Raw genomic sequence first — 19,602 nt, 5'->3', positions numbered from 1 at the left:
CTATTTCTTCTCTTTTCCTAAGGACTGCAAATCACTCGTCCATGTTTGGTGTTGGTAAGCCATCTCCCAAAACTTGGCTTCCATGTGAACACTGATGTGGAAGGCATCTAACATTTTTTTCTTGTCTGTCTCATCACTTTCGCGATAGAGTTGATTGACCAGCTCTTCTTCCTCTTTAATCTGCTGTTCTAATTCATCGGTGATATAAGTTTCAATCCACTGTTGATAAAGAGGATTCGGGGATGGTTTGCGATTAAGTGTCTTGCCCAAATCATGGTATAACCAAGGACAAGGCAGCAAACTTGCAAAAGCAATGCCCAAGTTTGGCTCTGCAAATTGCCGATAAATGTGAGAAATGTAATGATAGCAGGTGGGAGCGATTGGATGTTGCTCCATTTCCTGATCGCTGATTTCCAATTCCTTGAAAAATTCTTGGCGGATAAACAACTCACCCTCCACTAGACTCTGAGCATTTTGTTTCAAGAGTCTTTTCATCTCTTGATTCGAAGTCTTATCAGCCAAGAGGTGATAGATTTCTGAGAAGGCCTTCAGATAGTAGGCATCTTGAATCAGGTAATAGCGGAAAATATCAGGTTCTAAATTTCCCTCTTGTAATTGTAAAATAAAGGGATGATGAAAAGAAGCCTGCCAAGCTTCCTTGGATAATTCCATCGCAATATCTGTAAATTCCATAATAACTCCTTTATAAAAATAGACTAGTTTGAAGCAATAAAAAGAAAAGCAGGTAGATTAATTTTGTTTTTTTAGGAATATAAAAAGTCCGATAGCTATTCTCCACCTGTGCATGTTCATCATATCCATGCGCCGACAGAGCTCTCAGATAAAGATGGCGCCACCTAAAGACTGTCATCAGAACCTTGCTGTAAATCAAGGGAGACCAAACATGCAGTTCTTGACCACGTAATAGGCAAGCTTCTTTGAGGGACTTGATTTCTTTCTGAATAAGGGGAAAGGCATTGAATACTACAATTAAGGCATAGGCCCAAGAACGCGATAACCCCTTTTGAGCCAAGTACAAGAGAAGCTCTTTTAGGGAAATACTGGAAACAAAGACAAGACCAATACAAACCGTCACAAAGGCCCTCGTTCCAAGCATCACCGCCTGCGAAGCATCTCCGTGTAACTGAACTGCCCAGTAGTTGGCCAAAGATGGCAAAATGGCTAGTAGAATCATCCAAGCCAACATCTTAAATCGACGGTAATAGAGCATAAAGAGAATACAAAATGCGACTACCGAAAGATTCAGAGCAATCGAAGGAATGAAAGATGTTTCCAAGGATAAAATCAGCAAGAAGAGACTGATAATCGGTGTCTGGGTTGCTACTTTGATCATACTATCTTACCTCCCCTTGAATATTGCTACTCTGAGATATGAGTGGTTTGGTAATTGTCACTTCTTTCACATGACTGAGACCCTGACTAGTCATCTTAATCCAATAATCGACCACAGAGATCAAGGGATCTAAACGATGGCTAATGATCAGAAAACTTCTTCCTTGATTTCTCTCCTCCACAATCCACTGACAAAAATAATGGCAAGCTCTATCATCCAAACCTGCAAAAGGTTCATCTAGCAAGATCACAGAGGCCTTACTAGTCAAGATGGTCAATAGCTGAAGAATCTTTTGCTGGCCACCACTTAATTGATAGGGACTCTTATCAAGCGCCTGCTCCAGATTAAAATATCGTAAAGCTTGGAAAATTCGCTGATTTCTTTCAGAATCAGGTCCATCTAATTGAAGCTCTTCTCGCAGACTGGCTCTGATAAACTGCTTCTCAGCTTCCTGAACAACACCCGTCAGGTCACGGTACAAACTCTTTTTCTTTTTCAGGACTGTCCCCTTCCAGGTAATGCGCCCCTCATACTTTTGAAATTGAAGAATAGACCGAAAGAGGGTTGATTTCCCAACACCATTATCACCCAAGATACAGGAAATTCCTTGGTAGATAGTAAAATCAGCAATCGAAAAGAGGGGACGCTTATCCAGCTCACAAGTCGTTCTATCCATATGGAACAATTCCGGGCTAGAAGCAACATTCTTTGAAGAAACCTGTGTCATCTCAGAGGTAGGGATTTGAAACACTTCCCTTAGTTGACCGTCTCTTAGCTCCACAATATGGTCGATATAGGCTTCATAGTCTGTTAAATCATGGTCACACAGGATGACTGTCTTCCCATTAGAGGCCAACTCTTTTAGAATCTCCAATATCTCGATTCTGCTCTTGCGGTCAATGGAAGCGAAGGGCTCATCCAAGAGATAGACCCTAGGATTCATAGCAAAGAGAACAGCCAAAGCAGCCTTTTGCTTTTCCCCACCTGATAAGTGATGAATGGGACGGTGCAAAATCGCCTTACAGCGACATTGCTGGACAACCTCTGCTATTTTAGCATCAATTTCCTGAACGGGATGGCCGATATTCTCCAAGGTAAAAATCAGCTCCTCAAACAAGTTCTCCATGGTAAATTGATGATTGGGATTTTGAAAGAGAATGCCAACCGTCTGGACACGTTCGACGATAGAAAGCTGACTGACCTGGCTCCCATCTATCAGGACTTGACCACTATAGGGAAGAGAACTGACTTGGGCAATCATTTGAAAGAGACTCGATTTTCCTGAACCACTGCTCCCAACTAACAAGGTGAAGGCTTGCGCATGAAAAGTAAAATCAAGCGGCTCAGAGAAGATTGGGGACTGAATCGCTCGTAGTTCCAGCACCATCTATGCCTTGCCCCCAGCTGCAAACTGATGATAAAGTTTGACAATGGCACGAACCAAGATGGTACAGAAGAAAAAGACAGAAATAAAGCGCACCACAAGCAAGGAAAGGACAAAAGGAAGGGAGAAAGCGTAGTAACCTAACTTAATGTATTCATAGACAAAACTAACAAGCGTAATCCCAATACTATTAGCAGTTAGAGAGAGCCAACTTTCATAGCGATTCTTGGTTACGATAAAACCAAGTTCACTTCCCAAACCTTGAACCAAGCCAGACAAAAGGGCACCTAGACCGAATTGGCTACCATAAAGGACTTCAGCAAGCGCAGCGAGCACTTCTCCAATCGTTGCACTTCCGACTCTTGGAACAAAGATAGCCGCAATGGGCGCAGCCATACACCAGAGACCAAAGAGGATTTCATTGGCAAAGGCCTGCAAACCAAGAGGGGCCAAGATCAGGGTGAGAATATCAAACAGATAGCCCGAACCCACAAAAACGCCACCAAAAAAGATAGACAAGAAAGCAAGCAAGATAACATCTTTTAACTGCCATTTTTTCAACATAAAAAACTCCTTTTTTAAAGAAAAGTGGGGCATTCAAGGAGAGCTACCAAAAGGCTTGCCGTCAAGCCTATCCTCTTTTGATAAACAAAAAAACTCCAATTACAAACGAGAATTAGAGTTTAGCTTACAAGATTAGACAGTTCTTTTCGACATACGAAAAAAACCTTTTCACATTTCCCTTCGCCAGTATTAACTGTATCAGGTTCAATGGGTATCATCTCAGCCTAAAGCACCCCAAATGTCTTTATTATTTAATTACTGGACCAGTATAACAGAATTTGAAAGCCCTAGCAAGATATTTGACCGGAAAATATATTTATATAGTTTGTTTGTTCATTCTTTTAATCTACATAAAAGTATTGAATCTGTCCTATAATTCATAACCGATATCAAAAAAAGCTAATTCCAAAGCAACTGCTTGATTCCAGCGTTGCTGAAGTTCTGTCAAATCTTCTCTACCTTTACCGACACGATTGAGTTCGTCAACCAGAAATTGAACCCACTCTGTAAAGAAAGGACCTCTGTGGAGATTGATCCATTCCAAATGAATATAGGCTTCAGGTAGAGCCAAATCTTTAGAACCCCAGTCTAAATAGAGACCTTCTGCAATGACCAGCATGACCAAAAGATGAGCATAGTCTGATGAAGCCACAGCAGAATACATTAGCTCCTGAAAGGCTTTTGTTACAGGGTGCAAGGTCACTTCTAGATAGTCATTCTCTGCTACTTTTAACTCTTTGAAAGCCTTTTGGAAATAACCATCTTCATCTGCTTCAAGAAAGCCTAGTTGCTTGGCAAAACGAAGTTTGGATTCAAGCTGGTCTGCGTGAGCTACACAGGCACCCAGCATGGATAAGAAGGCATCAAAGAAATGATAATCTTGAATCAGGTAGTCTTTTAAGACCTTATTCTCAATTGTCCCCGCAAAAAATTCCTTAACAAAACGATGATTGATTGCAGCCTGCCAATCCTTCTGACTGCTTTTTAATAATTCTCCAACGGTCAAACCTGGCTGAAATGCATAGTTTTGTGTTTCCATATTTTTCCTTTCTTTACTCCTTAGTAATCAATAAAATATCAAGAGATACCAAGCAAAATCGTAATTCCACTTGATACTTTTTAAGAACATCGAGGGCATTTGCAGAGAGCTACCTAAACAAGCCTATCCAGTTTGTATAAACAAAAAAACTCCAATTACAATCAAGAATTAGAGTTGACTTACAAGATTAGACAGTTCTTTTCGACATACGAAAAAAACCTTTTCACATTTCCCTTCGCCAGTATTAACTGTATCAGGTTCAATGGGTATCATCTCAGCCTAAGGCACCCCAAATGTCTTTATTATTTTATTACTGGACCAGTATAACAGAATTTTAAAGCTCTAGCAAGATATTTGATTGGAAAATATATTTATATAGTCTTTTCCTCCTTTGTTATGATATGTCACCCTTCCTCAGGACGAGAAAAGCCTCCACATCAAATGGAGACTTTCTACTTTCTCAATACAACTTCAAATCACGTGAATCAACTGGGAAGGATGGATTGTATGGATTGTGACGCAGTTTGAAGTGTTTGACATCCTCAATAGTCTGAGTTCCAGATAATTGCATGACTGTCTTCAATTCTGCATTCAAGTGCTCAAAGACTTGACGCACACCAACACTACCACCGAGAGCCAAACCATAGATCACAGGGCGACCAATAGCTACCAAGTTTGCTCCTGAAGCCAAGGCTTTAAAGACTAGCTGACCGCGACGAACACCAGAGTCAAAGACAATTGGTACACGTTTATCAACTGCTTCAGCCACTTCTTGAAGCGAGTCAAAGGATGCTGGTCCACCGTCGATTTGGCGACCACCGTGGTTGGTTACCCAGATACCAGAGGCACCCGCAGCAAGCGAACGTTCAACGTCCTCACGACACTGTGGTCCTTTCACATAAACAGGAAGTCCTGAGTATGCAGCGATAAATTCTACATCACGTGGAGACAAGCGTTGTTTGGCTGACTTGTAAACAAAGTCCATTGATTTACCAGCACCTTCTGGAAGGTATTCTTCAACAATCGGCATGCCAACTGGAAAGACGAATCCATTGCGCTTGTCGACCTCGCGATTGCCCCCTACAGTTGCATCTGCCGTCAAGACAATCGCTTTGTAGCCTTCAGCCTTCACACGGTCCATGATGTGGCGGTTGATCCCGTCATCTTTACTAAAGTAAAATTGGAACCAGTGAGGTGTCCCTTGAAGGGCTTCTGTAATTTCTGGAAGGTCAACTGTAGAGTAGGAGCTGGTTGTATAGAGGGAACCGAACTCATGTACACCACGCGCAGTAGCTACTTCCCCCTGCTCATTTGCCAATTTATGAGCCGCAACAGGCGCCATAATGATTGGTGAAGACAATTTTTCACCTGCAAATTCAATCTCTGTACTTGGATTTTCCACATCACAAAGCGTATGAGGAACGATGAGTTTGTGGTTAAAGGCACGGATGTTCTCGCGTAAAGTGAAAGTATCCTCTGCTCCACTGGCGATATAACCAAAGGCAGCTTTAGGAATGACTTGTTGCGCCATTGCCTCTAAATCATAAGCGTTAATAAAGTCTACAGGTCCTTCTGCATTACTTGTTTTATATGACATAAAATGCCCTCCTTGTTAAGTAAGCGTTTGCTTTTTATCTTACTTAAACATCTTAACTCTTTTTCATACTGTTTTCAAAAAATTTGTCTGAGAATTTCAAACTGATTACCTGAACCTTTCAAAAAATCAGGTAATCCTTGTGACTACCTGATTTTCTATGTTTTAAGCATTTTGCCAATTTTCTTGGTCTTCTTTAAAGCGTTTTAAGAGAGCGAGTCCCTCTGGTGTGATGTAACCTTCTTCTTGGGCTAGGTGAATGAGCTCGCTATAGTTAGATAGTGTCACCAATTTGACACCAGCATCCGCAAAGTTCTTATCTGCTTTTGGTAGTTGATAACTAAAAATCGCTACAACACCAAGAACATCTGCCCCTTCACGTTTGGCAGCTGCAACGGCTTCTAGTACAGAACCACCAGTTGAAATCAAATCTTCGACAACGACCATCTTTTGACCTTGGGCTACACGGCCTTCGATTTGGTTGCCTGCTCCGTGGTCTTTTGGTTTGCTACGAATATAGGCAAAGGGTAGATTCATTTTGTCAGCAATGATGGCTCCGTGGGGAATCCCTGCTGTCGCTGTTCCTGCAATCACTTCTACCTCTGGAAAGGCTGCCTTGATAGCATCTACAAAACCATTTTCAATCAAGGTTCTAGTTTCTGGGTAAGCCAGAGTCACGCGGTTATCTGTATAGATAGGTGACTTGATACCCGATGCCCAAGTAAAAGGCTCTTCTGGTTTGAGGTAAACTGCCTGAATTTTCAATAGGTGGCTAGCAATGTCTTTAGCAAGTGTCATGGTTTTCTCCTTCTTATCCTTACATCTCTTAGCGAATACGCTTTAGGCCCAGTCTCGTGTCCATTCTTCCTTGATAGCATGGTAGGCTGCTACAGGGTCTTCCGCCTGCGTGATTGGACGGCCTACTACAATGTAGTCACTACCGATTTGATAGGCCTGACCAGGGGTCACTACGCGTTTTTGATCCGCTGCTTCAGCACCTGCTGGTCGAATACCTGGCGTCAAGCAAATAAAATCTTCGTTTGTAGCTTCCTTGATGAGTTGGGCTTCTTGGGCTGAACAAACCACACCATCCAATCCAGCTTCTGCTGTTTTCTTAGCATAGTGAATCACTGATGCTTGCAGACTTGTTTGAATATTTTGGCAGTCTTGCATCTGTTCTTCGGATGTTGAGGTCAACTGGGTCACCGCGATGAGAATTCCCTTATCTCCCAACCCTTCACGCGCAGCCTGCATCATTTCAACCCCACCTGCAGCCTGAACATTGGTCATATCTACACCCAAACTAGACAAGATTTTCATGGTCGATTTGACTGTGTTTGGAATATCATGCAACTTGAGATCCAAAAAAACGCTGTGTCCTAATGATTTCAAATAACGTACAACCTCTGGGCCTACCGCATAATAGATTTCCATTCCAACCTTGACATAGAGCTTTTCCTCTGCTGGAAAAAGGGCTAAAAATTCCTTTGCTTCTTCAAAACTTGGAAAATCTAGGGCAATGACCGGGCGACTCTCACGCATATATTTCTCCTTCTGATTCTTCTTACAGTCCACCAAACTCCTTAAAATGACTATGAAAAAAGGAACCTGCTAGCAGCAAGGTTCCACGAAAAATGGGTAGTCTCCACCCTTTCACCGTCTAACCTTAGCTGCCTCTCTGGACTGCTTTAAAGGTTTTTTTCTATTCTATTATTTATATAGGAACTTGTCAAGTAAAAACTGGGCTTTATTGTTGCTGTTGTTTCTTTTCTTCAGCTTCTTTTTCTTCCTGTTTTTTCTTCTCAGCTTCCTGTGCCTCTTTTTTAGCTTTTTCCTCAGCTTCTTCCAAAAGTTTATCCGCTAGGCTCGTACTATAGATTCCAGCTTCCATATCGATAAAACTCGGTTCTGCTAATTGTGGCTTAATTTTACTGTAATAAGGCAATTTTTTACTCAACTCTGACAAGGGAACCAATATTTCATCTGTATCCAGCATTGTGATTTTTAGAAGATCTGCAGTTGCCTTACTTGGAGCTAGTTCGATCTTCTGGATTTGACTCTTTATGTCCTCGCTGATGCTAGAAAGACCCGCAATCAGATCCTTCACCTGCTGCTCATCGTTAAAGGTAACTGTTAGGTAGGTCTCAGGCAGGTTCAAAAGGTTGACAGGGCTTGAGTCAATTGTTCCACTAGACAGGATTGGATAGTGGTCTTCACCAGTCACATAGTAGCCAACAATCTCAAACTCTTTGACTTCAATCGTAAAGTTTGTCGGAAATTTGTAGTCAATCTTTGCTGACTCTATCCAGTGATTCAACTTGATCTTCTCAGCGTGCTTGTCCTTGTTCAACAACAAAGACAAGGTATAGTCACTATCCTGAATACCAGAAACCTGTTTAATGTCATCCGCTTGGGTCTGGACATTCCCCTTAACCTCGATATGCTTAAGAGTCGAAAGAGGAGTCAAGAGATAGATAGAAAGGAGGAGAACCAGAACACTCGGCACCAAGATACTGACTGCCCTCCAAATATGAACGGGAGCAATTCTCGGCTTGGCGGGTTTTTCTGGCTTTTCTTTTTTCTTCTTCTCTTTCTCTTTTTTAACTTCTGTGTCTTCCTTTTGAGGCTTCTCATCTTTCTCGGAGGGTTTCTGACTTTGACTTGTATCTTCCTCGTCCGACTGACTCGAGGATTTCTTGGCCTCCTCCAATAACTTCGAGTTGGCCTCCTTCCGAGCTTGTTTTTCCTTTTCCTTCTCCGCAGCTAGAGTAGCTTCCTCCTCAGCCTTCTTTTTCAGATATTCTTGATTCCGTTTCTGCCATTCAGACAATTCTTGTTTCTGGTTTGATTCTTTTTTCTTATCCTTCGACATTGGTTTTCCTTATGATAAGTCTTTTCTTAGTAGGGCATAAAAATCATCAAGAGATTTCAATTCAGTTGAAGCCCTCATACTAGCTTGGTATTGGTCCTTATGACTAAGCAGGTGACTGATTTTCTCCTCCAAGCTTTCCAAGGTCAATTCTGTCTCTTGGAGTTCCGCTGCATAGCCCTTTTTAACAAAATAGGCCGCATTTTCAATCTGGTCTCCTCGGCTCGCCTCACGTCCAAGAGGGACAATGAGATGGAGTTTCGCCATTGCCAAAAGCTCAAAAATCGTGTTGGCACCACCTCGAGTCACCACCACATCCGCCATCTCCATCAAAGGTTGATAGAGATCCGTCACATAATCAACACGAAAGAGATTTTTACTCAACTCATTGAGGTTTGAATCCCCAGTTAAATTGATAATATTGTAGCGTTCTGTCAGTTCTTTCTGATGGTCTGTTACCAGTTGGTTAAAAACACGGGCTCCTGCAGAACCTCCGACAAATAATACGGTTGGCAATTTAGGATCAAAGTGGGTTTGGATATCCACCAATTCATCTGGTTCAGGAGTTTTTTGGTCTGAAACCTTGGTCACTGCCCCCACATGCTCAACTTTTGCAAGACTAGCAGGTTGCTCAAAGGTTGAGTACATCTTGGTCGCAAATTTATAGGCGATTTTATTGGCCAAGCCCATGGACAGGTCCGATTCGTGGATAAAGACAGGCACTCTAGACACACGTGCTGCGATAACCGGCGGTACTGAGACAAAGCCCCCCTTAGAAAAGATAGCCTGCGGACGCAGTCGTAACATGATAAAGAGGGATTGGACAATTCCCCAACCAACTTTAAACACATCCAGCATGTTTTGCCATGAGAAATAACGACGCAACTTCCCAGTCGCAATAGAATGGAAGGTCACATCCAGACCTGACTTGAGGATTTCTTGGTGTTCGATTCCGTGTTTATCACCAATATAGTGAACTTCCCAGCCGTCTTTGATGAACTTAGGCATTAACAAAAGGTTGAGGGTAACATGTCCAACCGTCCCCCCACCTGTAAAGACAATTTTTTTCATATTATTCCTTTAACTCCGCTACTGTGTCGATGAAAAGATCTCCACGTACTTCAAAGTTAGCATACATATCCCAGCTAGCATTTGCAGGACTGAGGAGAACCACATCTCCTTGAGTCGCGAGCTCATAAGCCTTGCGGGTCGCATCAGCAATATCTTTCGCATCCACATAAGCCACACCAGCCTTATCCGCTGCCCGTTTGACCCGTTCTGCAGACTGACCGAGGATGACTATCCTCTTGAGCCCTGTGATATCTGGTACCAATTCGTCAAACTCATTCCCACGGTCCAAACCACCTGCAATTAAGATGACCTTACTATTATCAAATCCTGACAAGGCTTTTTGAGTAGCTAGGATATTGGTTGACTTGCTATCGTTATAGAATTTGATCCCCTTGATTTCATCCACAAACTGGAGACGGTGTTTAACACCACCAAAGGCTGAGAGAGTTTCCTTGATGGTTTGATTGTCCACACCACGAAGTTTGGCTACTGCAATTGTTGCAAGGGCATTTTCTACATTGTGGCTACCTGGAACACCGATTTCACTCGCTGCCATGACCACTTCCCCACGGAAGTAGAGTTGACCATCTTCCAGATAAGCTCCATCAACCTTCTCAAGTGTTGAAAATGGTACAACAGTAGCTTGTGTTTTGGTAGCCAATTCTTTTGCCAAATCTTGGTTAAAGTTCAATACAAGGAAATCAGCTGCTGTCATCTTGTTCTGGATATTCCACTTGGCTGCCACATACTCCTCAAAAGAACCATGGTAGTCGATATGAGTAGGCATGAGGTTGGTAATGACCGCAATCTCAGGATGGAATTCTTGAACACCCATCAGTTGGAAAGAAGAAAGTTCCATGACGAGCGTGTCCTTAGCTGTCGCAGTTTGAGCCACTTGACTAGCAGGATAGCCGATGTTCCCTGACAAGAGACCGCGTTGACCAGCAGCAGTTAAAACTTCCCCAATCATCGTCGTTGTAGTTGTTTTCCCATTTGAACCAGTGATACCGATAATTGGTGCTTCTGAGATCAAATAAGCCAATTCCACCTCAGTCAGGACTGGAATCCCCTTTGCCAATGCCTTTTCAATCATGGGATTGCTATACGGGATACCTGGATTTTTCACCATCAGAGCGAAATCTTCATCCAAGAGTTCCAAAGGATGCCCGCCAGTGACAACCTTGATTCCCTCTTCCAGCAAGCTTTGAGCAGCAGGATTTTCCTCAAAAGGCTTGCCGTCATTTACTGTCACAATAGCACCCAGCTTGTCCAACAAACGGGCCGCAGACTCACCAGACTTGGCCAAACCTAAAACAAGGACTTTCTTATTTTTAAATTGATCGATTACTTTCATGTCTCAAACTCCATTTCTACTCCTACTATTTTACCATTTTTATGGAAATAAAAAAGCCACAAAGTGTATTTGTGACTCTTTCTTCTAACTTAATGTTCTCTTATCATCGATGAGATAAATCGGTAACTCGAATTACTTGATCCACTTGCTCCCAGATAAGAGGATTGTGGGTCGCAATAATAATCGTTCGATTCTGATTTTTTAGAGATTCTAATATAGAAAGTAATTCCTCAGAGTTTTTGGGGTCTAGTGAAGCAGTTGGTTCATCTGCGAGGATAAAAGGTGGATCTTTTAAAATTATTTTCGCTAGTGCAACACGTTGTGCTTCTCCTCCTGATAATTCAAAGATAGGTTGCTTTAAATCTAAATAAGAGAGGTTAACACGGTTTAGAGCTTGTTTCATCAAAGAGATTTTCTCTTTTTCTTTCAACTTATTACCAACTAAACCCAGATTGAGATTCTCTTTGACGGTTTGACTTTCAATTAAGCCAAAATCTTGAAATAAGTATCCTAAGTAATCTCTAAAGAAAACAGAAGGCTTGATGTCCTTAAGAGAAGTGCCATCATAGATAATTTCTCCATTGTCATATGGCTCTAATCGTCCAATCATATTCAAGAGGGTTGTCTTACCACAGCCACTTGTACCGATTAAGGCATAAATTTTCCCACCTTCAAAATGAAGATTCGTATCTGAAAATAGCTGACGGCTTCCAAATTTTTTAGATATATTCTTTAGTTCAATCATCCTATTTTCCTTTCATAATGGTCATAGAAACACGAGATTCTTTCTTTGCTTGACGGTAGAGAGTCAGTATAGCACTAACGAGGAAGATCGATAAAGTTACCAATCCAATCACCACATCCCGACTACGCCAAATAAAGAGACTCGCACCGAATACAAAACTAGCAAATTGACTAATCATATACTGAGCGTGCGTTTCAAAAAATCGCAAACCAGAAATTCGTTTAATCAAAATCTCACGACGGAATTGTTCAAAATAAAGAAGATTCACAGAATAAAAGAGAAGCAAAGAACTCGCGATTCCAATAATAGCTCCTAAAATAAGGGTTAGAGTTTGTGTTTGAATCTCATAGTAACGTGCGAGGTAAACACTTCGTCCCTCCTTGAGGTAGGATACTTGATCATAAATTCCTGCATTTTTCAAGAGTTTAATCCCATCTTCATATCCTTTGACAAAGATATTCTTACCAGCATTGATAGACCAACTAGATAAGGATGTAAAACTATCACCTGTAGAAGTCGGCGTGAATACCACTAAAATCGGATCCGTCAAATACTGAGTGGATACGGGGTTCTCACCGTTATTATAAACAAATCGCTTTTCTCCCATTGAAAGATAACTAACGTGCGCTTTCATCTCATAATCCAAAGGAGCACTTGCCTCCTCACCAGATTTTCCATAATAACTCAATCTCTCTTCAAAGATTTTTTTTAGTTCTGCTTCTTGAGAGCGCAAATGTTCTGGGAGCAAGAGGACAAACTCACCTTTTTGGAGATGGGCTAACTTCTGTTTGGTCTCAGCATCTACCACGACCTTTTCCTTCTCCAAATAACTAGGACTAACATAGAGCGTATTAGCATCTGGACTATAGGTATCCAGTGTCTCTCCCTGTTCATTTTTTCCTTGTGGATTGGCAAAATGGAGCAGATTATCCTTTACATAAAGAGCTTGTTCTTCTTCGATTGCTTCCTTGGCAAAAGCATACCACTTGCTCTGATTTTCTGCATTTTTTCCTCTATCACCGAGCCCAAAGGAAATCTGGTAATAATCTGCTCGGTCTTCCCAAGCTTGCTTGGATAGCTGGAGTTCCTGTAAACGCTGGTAAGAAGTCAAGCCAGTCTTGACTGCATAACCTACTGTAAAGACAGCAACCAACTGACATAGTAAGGTCAAGGTCATCAAACGTTTGAGGGGCAAACGTCCTTTTAACACAGGAACCAAAGCCTTGTAGCTCAAGCTCATCAAGTAGAGCAGGCTCAGTACGAGCGAAATTCCCAATAAAAAGAGAAGATAAAGCCCCACTCCGATACTAAAGGCTGCTAAAAGAACGGGATAAAAGAGCCCTTGTCCGAGGAGGACAGCACCTCCCACTATAAGGGATCCCCCCCCAGCTAAGCAAAGCCACTTGACGTCATCGTATAAGGCGCTTCCTATGATGGACAAGAGAGTCTGTCCTGAAAAGAGCTGAATCCCTGCAGCCCGCATTTCCTTAATCCGGGTGATAATCACCATAGCAAAGAAAGCTAATCCAAATATAGCTAAACTAATCAATAACAACGGATTTAAAGCAATCCAAAAAGCTAAAAGATACGGAGGAGTTTTGCGGTCTGCAATCGCTTTATAACCTAAATCATCTAATTTTGCAGCTAATTTTTCCTTGGTCAATGAACCAGACAAGAGAAGGTAACTATTGAGAGGATCGCTCCGTTCTCGGCTTTCTTGGCTAGCCGCTTGAAACTCTTTTGGCAAGCCTCCCTGACCATAAGTCGCATAGGTGAAGTTGGTCCTTCCATCCTTACTCGGCTCTACTATCCGTCTGGCAATCAAACTCTGCTCCGAGCTTGCAAACTTCTCCAACTCTCGCTCAAACTCCTCACGAGTCGGCTCTTGTGCCCCATTTTTAACACGTAGCAAGGTAACGGAGTCATAACTAGTATAGAGATACTGAGGGGCACGTAAGATAATAATCCAAATGAAGAAGCAACTGAGAAAAATAGTAGACAAGCAAATAAATAGTTTCTTCATAGTAGACTCCTTATAAAAGAATGATTCCCCTTGTACGAGCTACAAGGGGAACGATTTAAATCAATGAACGATTACTTATAATCATAGTAAAATGCTACTTGTTCTCCCCATTTGGTCCAGATCCATGCGTAGGAGGTTTTTCCAGCAGGAGCTTCTCCTTTATCAGAATCACTATCCCATCTGCTCACGACGGATGAATAATGGTATTTTTTACCATGGTAGTAATTTGAAAAAGCCCATCCTCCTCCAGAACCCTCACCATAGGTCCAAACACCACCATCAGGATGCTCCACTGCGGCAGATACAGCCCCCAACAGTGCAAAACTTGAAACAAGAATGAGAGTAAGTAATTTGTGTTTTTTCGTTTCCAATTTTTATTTCCTCTCGATTCAAGCACACCCAGAGTGACAAGACGATAATTTAAAATCTCCTCCTATCTGAATTTTGAAAACGTTTTCTTTTGTGTTTATGGTATCATTTTTATCATAGTTTGTCAATAAATTTTACAAAAATATTTTAACAATTTTATCTGTCTAAGTCTAAAAAAGAGAGCCGAAGCTCTCTTTCTATTTATCTTCTTCTGCTCTTTTTTTCAGACATGAGCGTAATGTCTCTCAAGCTAAAGTAGGCTAGAGCCAGCATGGCGATTGTGACAAAGAATTCTGTCGGTAATTGGAAGATTTGCAAGATGGACAACATCAGCAAAATCAAGAGTGCAACAACTACAAAGACCAAGATAACGATGTTGACTGTTCCTTTAATACTTTGAGGTGTCGCAAATACATAGAGTAGTAATAAGAGTATCCCTATGATTAAATAGACCATCTTTATCTCTTTCTAGCTCTTATTCAGCTGATTTTTTCTTTTTGTTGGCTTTCTCGCGCTCTGCCTTGTTGAGGATTTGTTTACGCAAACGGATAGACTCAGGCGTTACTTCCATGTACTCATCGTCGTTCAAGAACTCAAGCGACTCTTCAAGAGTCAAGATACGAGGTGTCTTGATAACCGCTGTTTGGTCCTTGGTAGCTGAACGGACGTTGGTCATTTGTTTGGCCTTAGTGATGTTAACTGTCAAGTCGTTTTCACGAGAGTTTTCACCGATGATCATTCCTTCGTAAACCTCAGTACCTGGGTTGACAAAGATCGTACCACGTTCTTCGATAGACATGATTGAGTAAGTTGTAGCCTTACCAGCATCGATAGAAACAAGGGCACCACGGTGACGTCCACCAATTTCACCCGGAATCAATGGCAAGTATTGGTCGAAGGTATGGTTCATGATACCGTAACCACGAGTCATTGACAAGAACTCAGTTGAGTATCCGATCAAACCACGCGCTGGAACAAGGAAGACCAAACGGGTTTGACCATTACCAGTTGAGATCATATCCAACATCTCACCCTTACGTTCAGAAAGGCTTTGGATAACTGATCCTTGGTATTCTTCTGGAGTATCGATTTGAACACGTTCAAATGGCTCACATTTAACACCATCAATCTCTTTTACGATAACTTCTGGACGAGATACTTGAAGTTCATAGCCCTCACGACGCATGGTTTCGATCAGGATTGACAAGTGCAATTCTCCACGTCCTGAAACAGTCCATTTATCTGGTGAGTCCGTTGGGTCAACACGAAGGGAAACGTCTGTTTGCAATTCTGCTTGCAAGCGTTCTTCTACCTTACGAGAAGTCACCCATTTCCCTTCACGACCTGCAAATGGTGAATTATTTACCAAGAAGGTCATTTGAAGAGTTGGTTCATCGATATGTAAGATTGGAAGAGGTTCAATGGCATCCGTCGGAGTAATAGTTTCACCAACAAAGATATCTTCCATACCGGAAACAGCAATCAAGTCACCTGCTTTAGCTTCTTGGATTTCACGACGTTCCAAACCAAAGAAACCGAAGAGTTTTGTGACACGGAAGTTCTTCGTTGTACCATCTAGTTTAGAAAGGGTAACTTGATCTCCAACTTTCACACTACCACGGAAGACACGACCGATACCAATACGACCTACGAAGTCATTGTAGTCCAAAAGTGACACTTGGAACTGCAAAGGCTCATCTGAGTTGTCCACTGGAGCAGGGATATGGTCGATAATGGTGTCAAAGATTGGTGCCATTGTTTTTTCTTGATCAGCTGGATCATCAGACAATGAAGAAGTCCCGTTGATAGCTGAAGCATACACCACTGGGAAGTCAAGCTGGTCATCATCCGCACCAAGCTCGATGAAAAGTTCCAAGACTTCATCTACTACTTCTGCTGGACGAGCTGATGGTTTGTCGATTTTGTTAACAACCACGATTGGGACAAGGTCTTGTTCCAAGGCTTTTTTCAATACGAAACGAGTTTGTGGCATGGTTCCTTCGTAGGCATCTACGACCAAGACAACACCGTCAACCATTTTCATGATACGCTCAACTTCTCCACCAAAGTCCGCGTGTCCTGGTGTATCCATGATGTTGATGCGTGTGCCATTGTAAGCTACAGCAGTATTTTTGGCAAGGATGGTAATTCCACGCTCTTTTTCGATATCGTTTGAGTCCATAGCGCGCTCTGCCAACTCTGTACGAGCGTCCAATGTTGAAGATTGTTTCAACAATTCGTCAACGAGGGTTGTTTTCCCATGGTCGACGTGGGCAATAATAGCTACGTTACGGATATCTTCTCTTAATTTTGTCATGATTTCCTCTAATATTTAAATTTTTATTTCTAACTGAACAATTATACCACAGTCTCATTCAAAAATCACAGTTCAGCTAAGTGTAAATGTTTTCACTTTGCTTTTCTGGCCATGTCACCTCTTTTCAAAGTCAGAGACTTATGATAAGATAGGCTGGTATGCGTTTAGATAGATTATTAGCCCAAGAAAAGGTCAGTCGCAAGGCTATGAAACAGGCTCTATTAAAAAAAGAAATCCTAGTGGACGATTGTCCAACCAGCTCCCTCGCTCAAAATGTCGATACAGGATTGCAAAAACTAGTCTTTCAAGGACGGCAAATCCAAGGATATGAGCACATCTACCTCATGCTTCATAAACCAAACGGAGTCGTTACAGCCAGCAAGGATAAGAAACTGCCAACCGTCATGGACCTAGTCCCCAAAAATATCCAGTCAGGCCAACTCTACGCGATAGGTAGGCTAGACCGCGATACGACAGGACTGCTCCTTTTGACAGACAATGGACCTTTAGGCTTCCAGCTCCTTCATCCCCAGTACCATGTCGATAAATCCTATCAAGTGGTAGTAAACGGACCGCTCACGTCAGACCATATCCAAAAATTCAAAGAGGGGATTGTCTTTTTAGACGGGACCACTTGTAAACCTGCTCAGCTTGAAATTCTGTCCTCAAGCCCAACAGAGAGTCGAGCCTCCATCACCATCTCTGAGGGCAAGTTTCATCAAGTCAAGAAGATGTTTCTCTCAGTTGGTGTCAAGGTGACCTCTCTCAAACGAGTCCAGTTCGGTGATTTTACATTAGACCCCGAACTAGCAGAAGGGCAATACCGTCCCTTGAATCCAGAGGAATTAGAAATCATTAAAAACTATTTAGAGAAAAGTGGATAAAAGAAAAAAAGCTTTATATAAAGCTTTTTGTTTATTGCTTATCTAAAAAATACTGCGACAGCTACAATTCTAAAAAATACTGCGACAGTTACAATCCAGTTAAGTACAGAAACCACAAGTCCTACGATGTTGAGAATTTTTTCTGTTTGATAGTCTAGTCCAGATTCTTTTTGGTATGAAAAAGCCAAGACCAATCCTATGATCCCCAAAATTAGACCCACTATTGGAGAAAGCAAACCAAGGACGATAGATAAGATACCTAAAATAAGTGAAGGTTTTTTCTTTTGTTGTGAATTCATATTACAAAATCTCCTTAAAATTAATATAAATGATGACACCATAAAATGCAAGCTTTATCTATCATTCGACATTTTTTAACAGAATGTTAGCTCGTCTTGACCTTCCCGTTCCAAGAATCCAATCCATAAGAAAGGATATAAATATCAGAGAAACCTTGCTTTTTTAGATAGAGGGCTGCATTGGTCACTCGTTGTCCACGTTGGTTTTCGTAGAGAAGGACAGGTTTATCCTTGCGAAGGGCTGCAAGGCTTGACTTCAACTGATTTGAAGGAATATTGCGAGCTCCGAGGATATGTTTTCTGTGAAATTCTGCTGCATCACGGACATCAATCAACTGCCCTTTTCGAATCAAGGCTTCAAATTCTGCATTGTCCACAATCTTAGCCGCACGACGAATACGAAGGTAGTTATACCCCATCCATGCTGCCATCGCTAGTACGATTCCCCACAAAATCCAAATTGTCATAAGTTCTTATCTCCATTTTTCTCTATGTAGTCTAATTCTATCTTGTGCTCTCTACGAAGAACAGCTTCTGCCTCTAGATAGTCTAGCTTGTCCATCAGACCTGCATCATAGATCCGAGAGAGTTCGAGCTTCATCAGTTCAATATCATACAAGCGCTTCCCCACATAGACAATAATGCCAAACTGTTTGAGAAATTGCTGCACATCATAGAATGTTTTCATAGCTTTCATTCTAACAGATTTTAGACTTTTTTTCAATACTGGACCGGCTCTTTCCCCCTATTTTCTTCGTCTTCATTGCCCATTCTTCCGCAAGTATGGTACAATAAAAGCATGAGAATTCAACAATTACACTATATTATCAAAATCGTCGAAACTGGCTCTATGAATGAAGCAGCCAAGCAACTCTTTATCACCCAACCTAGTCTCTCCAATGCCGTTCGAGACTTGGAAAATGAAATGGGCATTGAAATCTTTATCCGCAATCCCAAGGGCATTACCTTAACCCGTGATGGGATGGAGTTTCTCTCCTATGCCCGTCAGGTCGTTGAGCAAACTCAGCTTCTTGAGGAACGCTATAAAAATCCTATCGCCCACCGCGAACTTTTCAGTGTTTCCTCTCAGCACTATGCCTTTGTAGTCAATGCCTTTGTCTCCTTGCTCAAAAAAAGTGATATGGAAAAATACGAACTTTTCCTTCGTGAAACTCGGACTTGGGAGATTATCGACGATGTCAAGAACTTCCGTAGTGAAGTCGGTGTCCTCTTTTTGAATAGTTATAACCGTGATGTTTTAACGAAAATGCTGGATGACAACCACCTCTTGGCCCACCATCTTTTTACAGCCCAGCCCCATATCTTCGTCAGCAAGACCAATCCTCTGGCAAAGAAAGATAAGGTTAAACTAGAAGACTTGGAGAACTTCCCTTACCTCAGCTATGACCAAGGGACTCACAACTCCTTCTACTTCTCTGAAGAGATTCTCTCTCAGGAATACCACAAAAAATCTATCGTAGTCAGCGACCGTGCCACCCTCTTTAATCTCTTGATTGGTTTGGATGGTTACACGATTGCAACAGGGATTTTGAACAGCAACCTTAACGGAGACAATATCGTTTCCATTCCACTGGACATTGACGACCCGATTGAACTAGTCTATATCCAGCATGAAAAAACCAGCCTGTCTAAGATGGGCGAACGCTTTATCGAGTATCTACTAGAAGAAGTTCAATTCGATAATTAATAGGAAAAATGAAAAAGAGAAAAAGAAA

General features: G+C 41.8%; 21 protein-coding genes and 2 riboswitches. Of the genes, 2 read left to right on the top strand and 19 right to left on the bottom strand.

The genetic code is table 11. The annotated features are described in order from the left end of the window. The 16 genes from tenA to typA all read right to left on the bottom strand — a co-directional run bounded on the left by tenA (position 1) and on the right by typA (position 16,683). Positions 1 to 693 (bottom strand): thiaminase II, encoded by a 693-nt coding sequence (tenA, locus tag HMPREF8571_RS05420; protein WP_000397183.1) that lies wholly within the window; start codon positions 691 to 693, stop codon positions 1 to 3. A 10-nt stretch (positions 694 to 703) separates the two neighbouring features. After that, positions 704 to 1,354, bottom strand: a complete 651-nt coding sequence (locus HMPREF8571_RS05415; protein ID WP_000598432.1) for an energy-coupling factor transporter transmembrane component T — start codon at positions 1,352 to 1,354, stop codon at positions 704 to 706. A 1-nt stretch (position 1,355) separates the two neighbouring features. Continuing rightward, complete coding sequence (locus tag HMPREF8571_RS05410) at positions 1,356 to 2,741, bottom strand: ATP-binding cassette domain-containing protein (protein WP_000242272.1); 1,386 nt, start codon at positions 2,739 to 2,741, stop codon at positions 1,356 to 1,358. Then, positions 2,742 to 3,302, bottom strand: coding sequence for an ECF transporter S component (locus tag HMPREF8571_RS05405; RefSeq protein ID WP_000915275.1), 561 nt, complete (start codon positions 3,300 to 3,302; stop codon positions 2,742 to 2,744). 158 nt (positions 3,303 to 3,460) lie between these two features. After that, a riboswitch (TPP riboswitch) is annotated at positions 3,461 to 3,549 on the bottom strand. A gap of 123 nt (positions 3,550 to 3,672) precedes the next feature. Further along, positions 3,673 to 4,341: a TenA family protein gene (locus tag HMPREF8571_RS05400; RefSeq protein WP_000449894.1), complete on the bottom strand. Its 669-nt coding sequence runs from the start codon at positions 4,339 to 4,341 to the stop codon at positions 3,673 to 3,675. Positions 4,342 to 4,554: 213 nt separating this feature from the next. Beyond that, a riboswitch (TPP riboswitch) is annotated at positions 4,555 to 4,643 on the bottom strand. A 158-nt stretch (positions 4,644 to 4,801) separates the two neighbouring features. Then, positions 4,802 to 5,938: an L-lactate oxidase gene (gene lctO, locus HMPREF8571_RS05395; protein WP_000120731.1), complete on the bottom strand. Its 1,137-nt coding sequence runs from the start codon at positions 5,936 to 5,938 to the stop codon at positions 4,802 to 4,804. Between the two features lie 162 nt (positions 5,939 to 6,100). Beyond that, positions 6,101 to 6,733 carry an orotate phosphoribosyltransferase gene (pyrE, locus tag HMPREF8571_RS05390; protein ID WP_000170890.1) on the bottom strand — a complete coding sequence of 211 codons (633 nt, stop codon included), beginning with the start codon at positions 6,731 to 6,733 and terminating at the stop codon, positions 6,101 to 6,103. A gap of 42 nt (positions 6,734 to 6,775) precedes the next feature. Further along, positions 6,776 to 7,477 carry an orotidine-5'-phosphate decarboxylase gene (pyrF, locus tag HMPREF8571_RS05385; RefSeq protein WP_001209288.1) on the bottom strand — a complete coding sequence of 234 codons (702 nt, stop codon included), beginning with the start codon at positions 7,475 to 7,477 and terminating at the stop codon, positions 6,776 to 6,778. Positions 7,478 to 7,682: 205 nt separating this feature from the next. Then, positions 7,683 to 8,807, bottom strand: coding sequence for a cell division protein FtsQ/DivIB (locus HMPREF8571_RS05380; RefSeq protein WP_000031127.1), 1,125 nt, complete (start codon positions 8,805 to 8,807; stop codon positions 7,683 to 7,685). 9 nt (positions 8,808 to 8,816) lie between these two features. Further along, positions 8,817 to 9,875, bottom strand: a complete 1,059-nt coding sequence (locus tag HMPREF8571_RS05375) for a UDP-N-acetylglucosamine--N-acetylmuramyl-(pentapeptide) pyrophosphoryl-undecaprenol N-acetylglucosamine transferase (protein ID WP_000724848.1) — start codon at positions 9,873 to 9,875, stop codon at positions 8,817 to 8,819. A 1-nt stretch (position 9,876) separates the two neighbouring features. Continuing rightward, positions 9,877 to 11,229 carry a UDP-N-acetylmuramoyl-L-alanine--D-glutamate ligase gene (gene murD / locus HMPREF8571_RS05370; protein ID WP_000863073.1) on the bottom strand — a complete coding sequence of 451 codons (1,353 nt, stop codon included), beginning with the start codon at positions 11,227 to 11,229 and terminating at the stop codon, positions 9,877 to 9,879. Between the two features lie 103 nt (positions 11,230 to 11,332). Continuing rightward, positions 11,333 to 11,974, bottom strand: coding sequence for an ABC transporter ATP-binding protein (locus tag HMPREF8571_RS05365; protein WP_000571293.1), 642 nt, complete (start codon positions 11,972 to 11,974; stop codon positions 11,333 to 11,335). A 1-nt stretch (position 11,975) separates the two neighbouring features. Beyond that, complete coding sequence (locus tag HMPREF8571_RS05360) at positions 11,976 to 13,997, bottom strand: bacteriocin-associated integral membrane family protein (protein ID WP_000732360.1); 2,022 nt, start codon at positions 13,995 to 13,997, stop codon at positions 11,976 to 11,978. Positions 13,998 to 14,068: 71 nt separating this feature from the next. After that, positions 14,069 to 14,368 (bottom strand): lactococcin 972 family bacteriocin, encoded by a 300-nt coding sequence (locus tag HMPREF8571_RS05355; RefSeq protein ID WP_000448304.1) that lies wholly within the window; start codon positions 14,366 to 14,368, stop codon positions 14,069 to 14,071. A gap of 199 nt (positions 14,369 to 14,567) precedes the next feature. Beyond that, on the bottom strand, positions 14,568 to 14,822 hold the full coding sequence (locus HMPREF8571_RS05350; RefSeq protein ID WP_000262663.1) for a DUF3165 family protein: 255 nt from the start codon (positions 14,820 to 14,822) through the stop codon (positions 14,568 to 14,570). 19 nt (positions 14,823 to 14,841) lie between these two features. Continuing rightward, on the bottom strand, positions 14,842 to 16,683 hold the full coding sequence (gene typA, locus HMPREF8571_RS05345; protein ID WP_000164128.1) for a translational GTPase TypA: 1,842 nt from the start codon (positions 16,681 to 16,683) through the stop codon (positions 14,842 to 14,844). A 158-nt stretch (positions 16,684 to 16,841) separates the two neighbouring features. Here typA and HMPREF8571_RS05340 point away from each other — a divergent pair, with 158 nt between their 5' ends. After that, positions 16,842 to 17,567, top strand: a complete 726-nt coding sequence (locus HMPREF8571_RS05340) for a 16S rRNA pseudouridine(516) synthase (RefSeq protein WP_001235080.1) — start codon at positions 16,842 to 16,844, stop codon at positions 17,565 to 17,567. A 38-nt stretch (positions 17,568 to 17,605) separates the two neighbouring features. Here the strand turns inward: HMPREF8571_RS05340 and HMPREF8571_RS05335 are convergent, their stop codons facing one another. From HMPREF8571_RS05335 to HMPREF8571_RS05325, 3 genes are all read right to left on the bottom strand, one after another. Beyond that, positions 17,606 to 17,866, bottom strand: coding sequence for a hypothetical protein (locus HMPREF8571_RS05335; RefSeq protein WP_001088139.1), 261 nt, complete (start codon positions 17,864 to 17,866; stop codon positions 17,606 to 17,608). An 86-nt stretch (positions 17,867 to 17,952) separates the two neighbouring features. Continuing rightward, positions 17,953 to 18,333, bottom strand: coding sequence for a rhodanese-like domain-containing protein (locus HMPREF8571_RS05330; RefSeq protein WP_000158114.1), 381 nt, complete (start codon positions 18,331 to 18,333; stop codon positions 17,953 to 17,955). Then, positions 18,330 to 18,563 carry a YqgQ family protein gene (locus HMPREF8571_RS05325; protein WP_002874361.1) on the bottom strand — a complete coding sequence of 78 codons (234 nt, stop codon included), beginning with the start codon at positions 18,561 to 18,563 and terminating at the stop codon, positions 18,330 to 18,332. Before HMPREF8571_RS05325 ends, HMPREF8571_RS05330 begins: the two co-directional genes overlap by 4 nt. Before the next feature lie 102 nt (positions 18,564 to 18,665). Between HMPREF8571_RS05325 and HMPREF8571_RS05320 the strand changes: the two genes are divergently transcribed. Beyond that, a complete protein-coding gene (locus HMPREF8571_RS05320; protein ID WP_001222580.1) occupies positions 18,666 to 19,574 on the top strand; it encodes a LysR family transcriptional regulator in 909 nt (302 codons plus the stop codon). Positions 19,575 to 19,602: the final 28 nt, after the last annotated feature.

Origin of the sequence: Streptococcus mitis ATCC 6249, assembly GCF_000146585.1 — a bacterium.
Taxonomy (GTDB): domain Bacteria; phylum Bacillota; class Bacilli; order Lactobacillales; family Streptococcaceae; genus Streptococcus; species Streptococcus mitis_AZ.
The sequence above is the reverse complement of the archived record's forward strand: the minus strand, read 5'-3'. Positions and strand labels throughout refer to the sequence as shown.

Excerpts from the sequence above, each read along its gene's own strand:
- tenA (WP_000397183.1), bottom strand. The coding sequence starts at position 693 with ATGGAATTTACAGATATTGCGATGGAATTATCCAAGGAAGCTTGGCAG.
- HMPREF8571_RS05415 (WP_000598432.1), bottom strand. The coding sequence starts at position 1,354 with ATGATCAAAGTAGCAACCCAGACACCGATTATCAGTCTCTTCTTGCTG.
- HMPREF8571_RS05410 (WP_000242272.1), bottom strand. The coding sequence starts at position 2,741 with ATGGTGCTGGAACTACGAGCGATTCAGTCCCCAATCTTCTCTGAGCCG.
- HMPREF8571_RS05405 (WP_000915275.1), bottom strand. The coding sequence starts at position 3,302 with ATGTTGAAAAAATGGCAGTTAAAAGATGTTATCTTGCTTGCTTTCTTG.
- HMPREF8571_RS05400 (WP_000449894.1), bottom strand. The coding sequence starts at position 4,341 with ATGGAAACACAAAACTATGCATTTCAGCCAGGTTTGACCGTTGGAGAA.
- lctO (WP_000120731.1), bottom strand. The coding sequence starts at position 5,938 with ATGTCATATAAAACAAGTAATGCAGAAGGACCTGTAGACTTTATTAAC.
- pyrE (WP_000170890.1), bottom strand. The coding sequence starts at position 6,733 with ATGACACTTGCTAAAGACATTGCTAGCCACCTATTGAAAATTCAGGCA.
- pyrF (WP_001209288.1), bottom strand. The coding sequence starts at position 7,477 with ATGCGTGAGAGTCGCCCGGTCATTGCCCTAGATTTTCCAAGTTTTGAA.
- HMPREF8571_RS05380 (WP_000031127.1), bottom strand. The coding sequence starts at position 8,807 with ATGTCGAAGGATAAGAAAAAAGAATCAAACCAGAAACAAGAATTGTCT.
- HMPREF8571_RS05375 (WP_000724848.1), bottom strand. The coding sequence starts at position 9,875 with ATGAAAAAAATTGTCTTTACAGGTGGGGGGACGGTTGGACATGTTACC.
- murD (WP_000863073.1), bottom strand. The coding sequence starts at position 11,229 with ATGAAAGTAATCGATCAATTTAAAAATAAGAAAGTCCTTGTTTTAGGT.
- HMPREF8571_RS05365 (WP_000571293.1), bottom strand. The coding sequence starts at position 11,974 with ATGATTGAACTAAAGAATATATCTAAAAAATTTGGAAGCCGTCAGCTA.
- HMPREF8571_RS05360 (WP_000732360.1), bottom strand. The coding sequence starts at position 13,997 with ATGAAGAAACTATTTATTTGCTTGTCTACTATTTTTCTCAGTTGCTTC.
- HMPREF8571_RS05350 (WP_000262663.1), bottom strand. The coding sequence starts at position 14,822 with ATGGTCTATTTAATCATAGGGATACTCTTATTACTACTCTATGTATTT.
- typA (WP_000164128.1), bottom strand. The coding sequence starts at position 16,683 with ATGACAAAATTAAGAGAAGATATCCGTAACGTAGCTATTATTGCCCAC.
- HMPREF8571_RS05340 (WP_001235080.1), top strand. The coding sequence starts at position 16,842 with ATGCGTTTAGATAGATTATTAGCCCAAGAAAAGGTCAGTCGCAAGGCT.
- HMPREF8571_RS05335 (WP_001088139.1), bottom strand. The coding sequence starts at position 17,866 with ATGAATTCACAACAAAAGAAAAAACCTTCACTTATTTTAGGTATCTTA.
- HMPREF8571_RS05330 (WP_000158114.1), bottom strand. The coding sequence starts at position 18,333 with ATGACAATTTGGATTTTGTGGGGAATCGTACTAGCGATGGCAGCATGG.
- HMPREF8571_RS05325 (WP_002874361.1), bottom strand. The coding sequence starts at position 18,563 with ATGAAAGCTATGAAAACATTCTATGATGTGCAGCAATTTCTCAAACAG.
- HMPREF8571_RS05320 (WP_001222580.1), top strand. The coding sequence starts at position 18,666 with ATGAGAATTCAACAATTACACTATATTATCAAAATCGTCGAAACTGGC.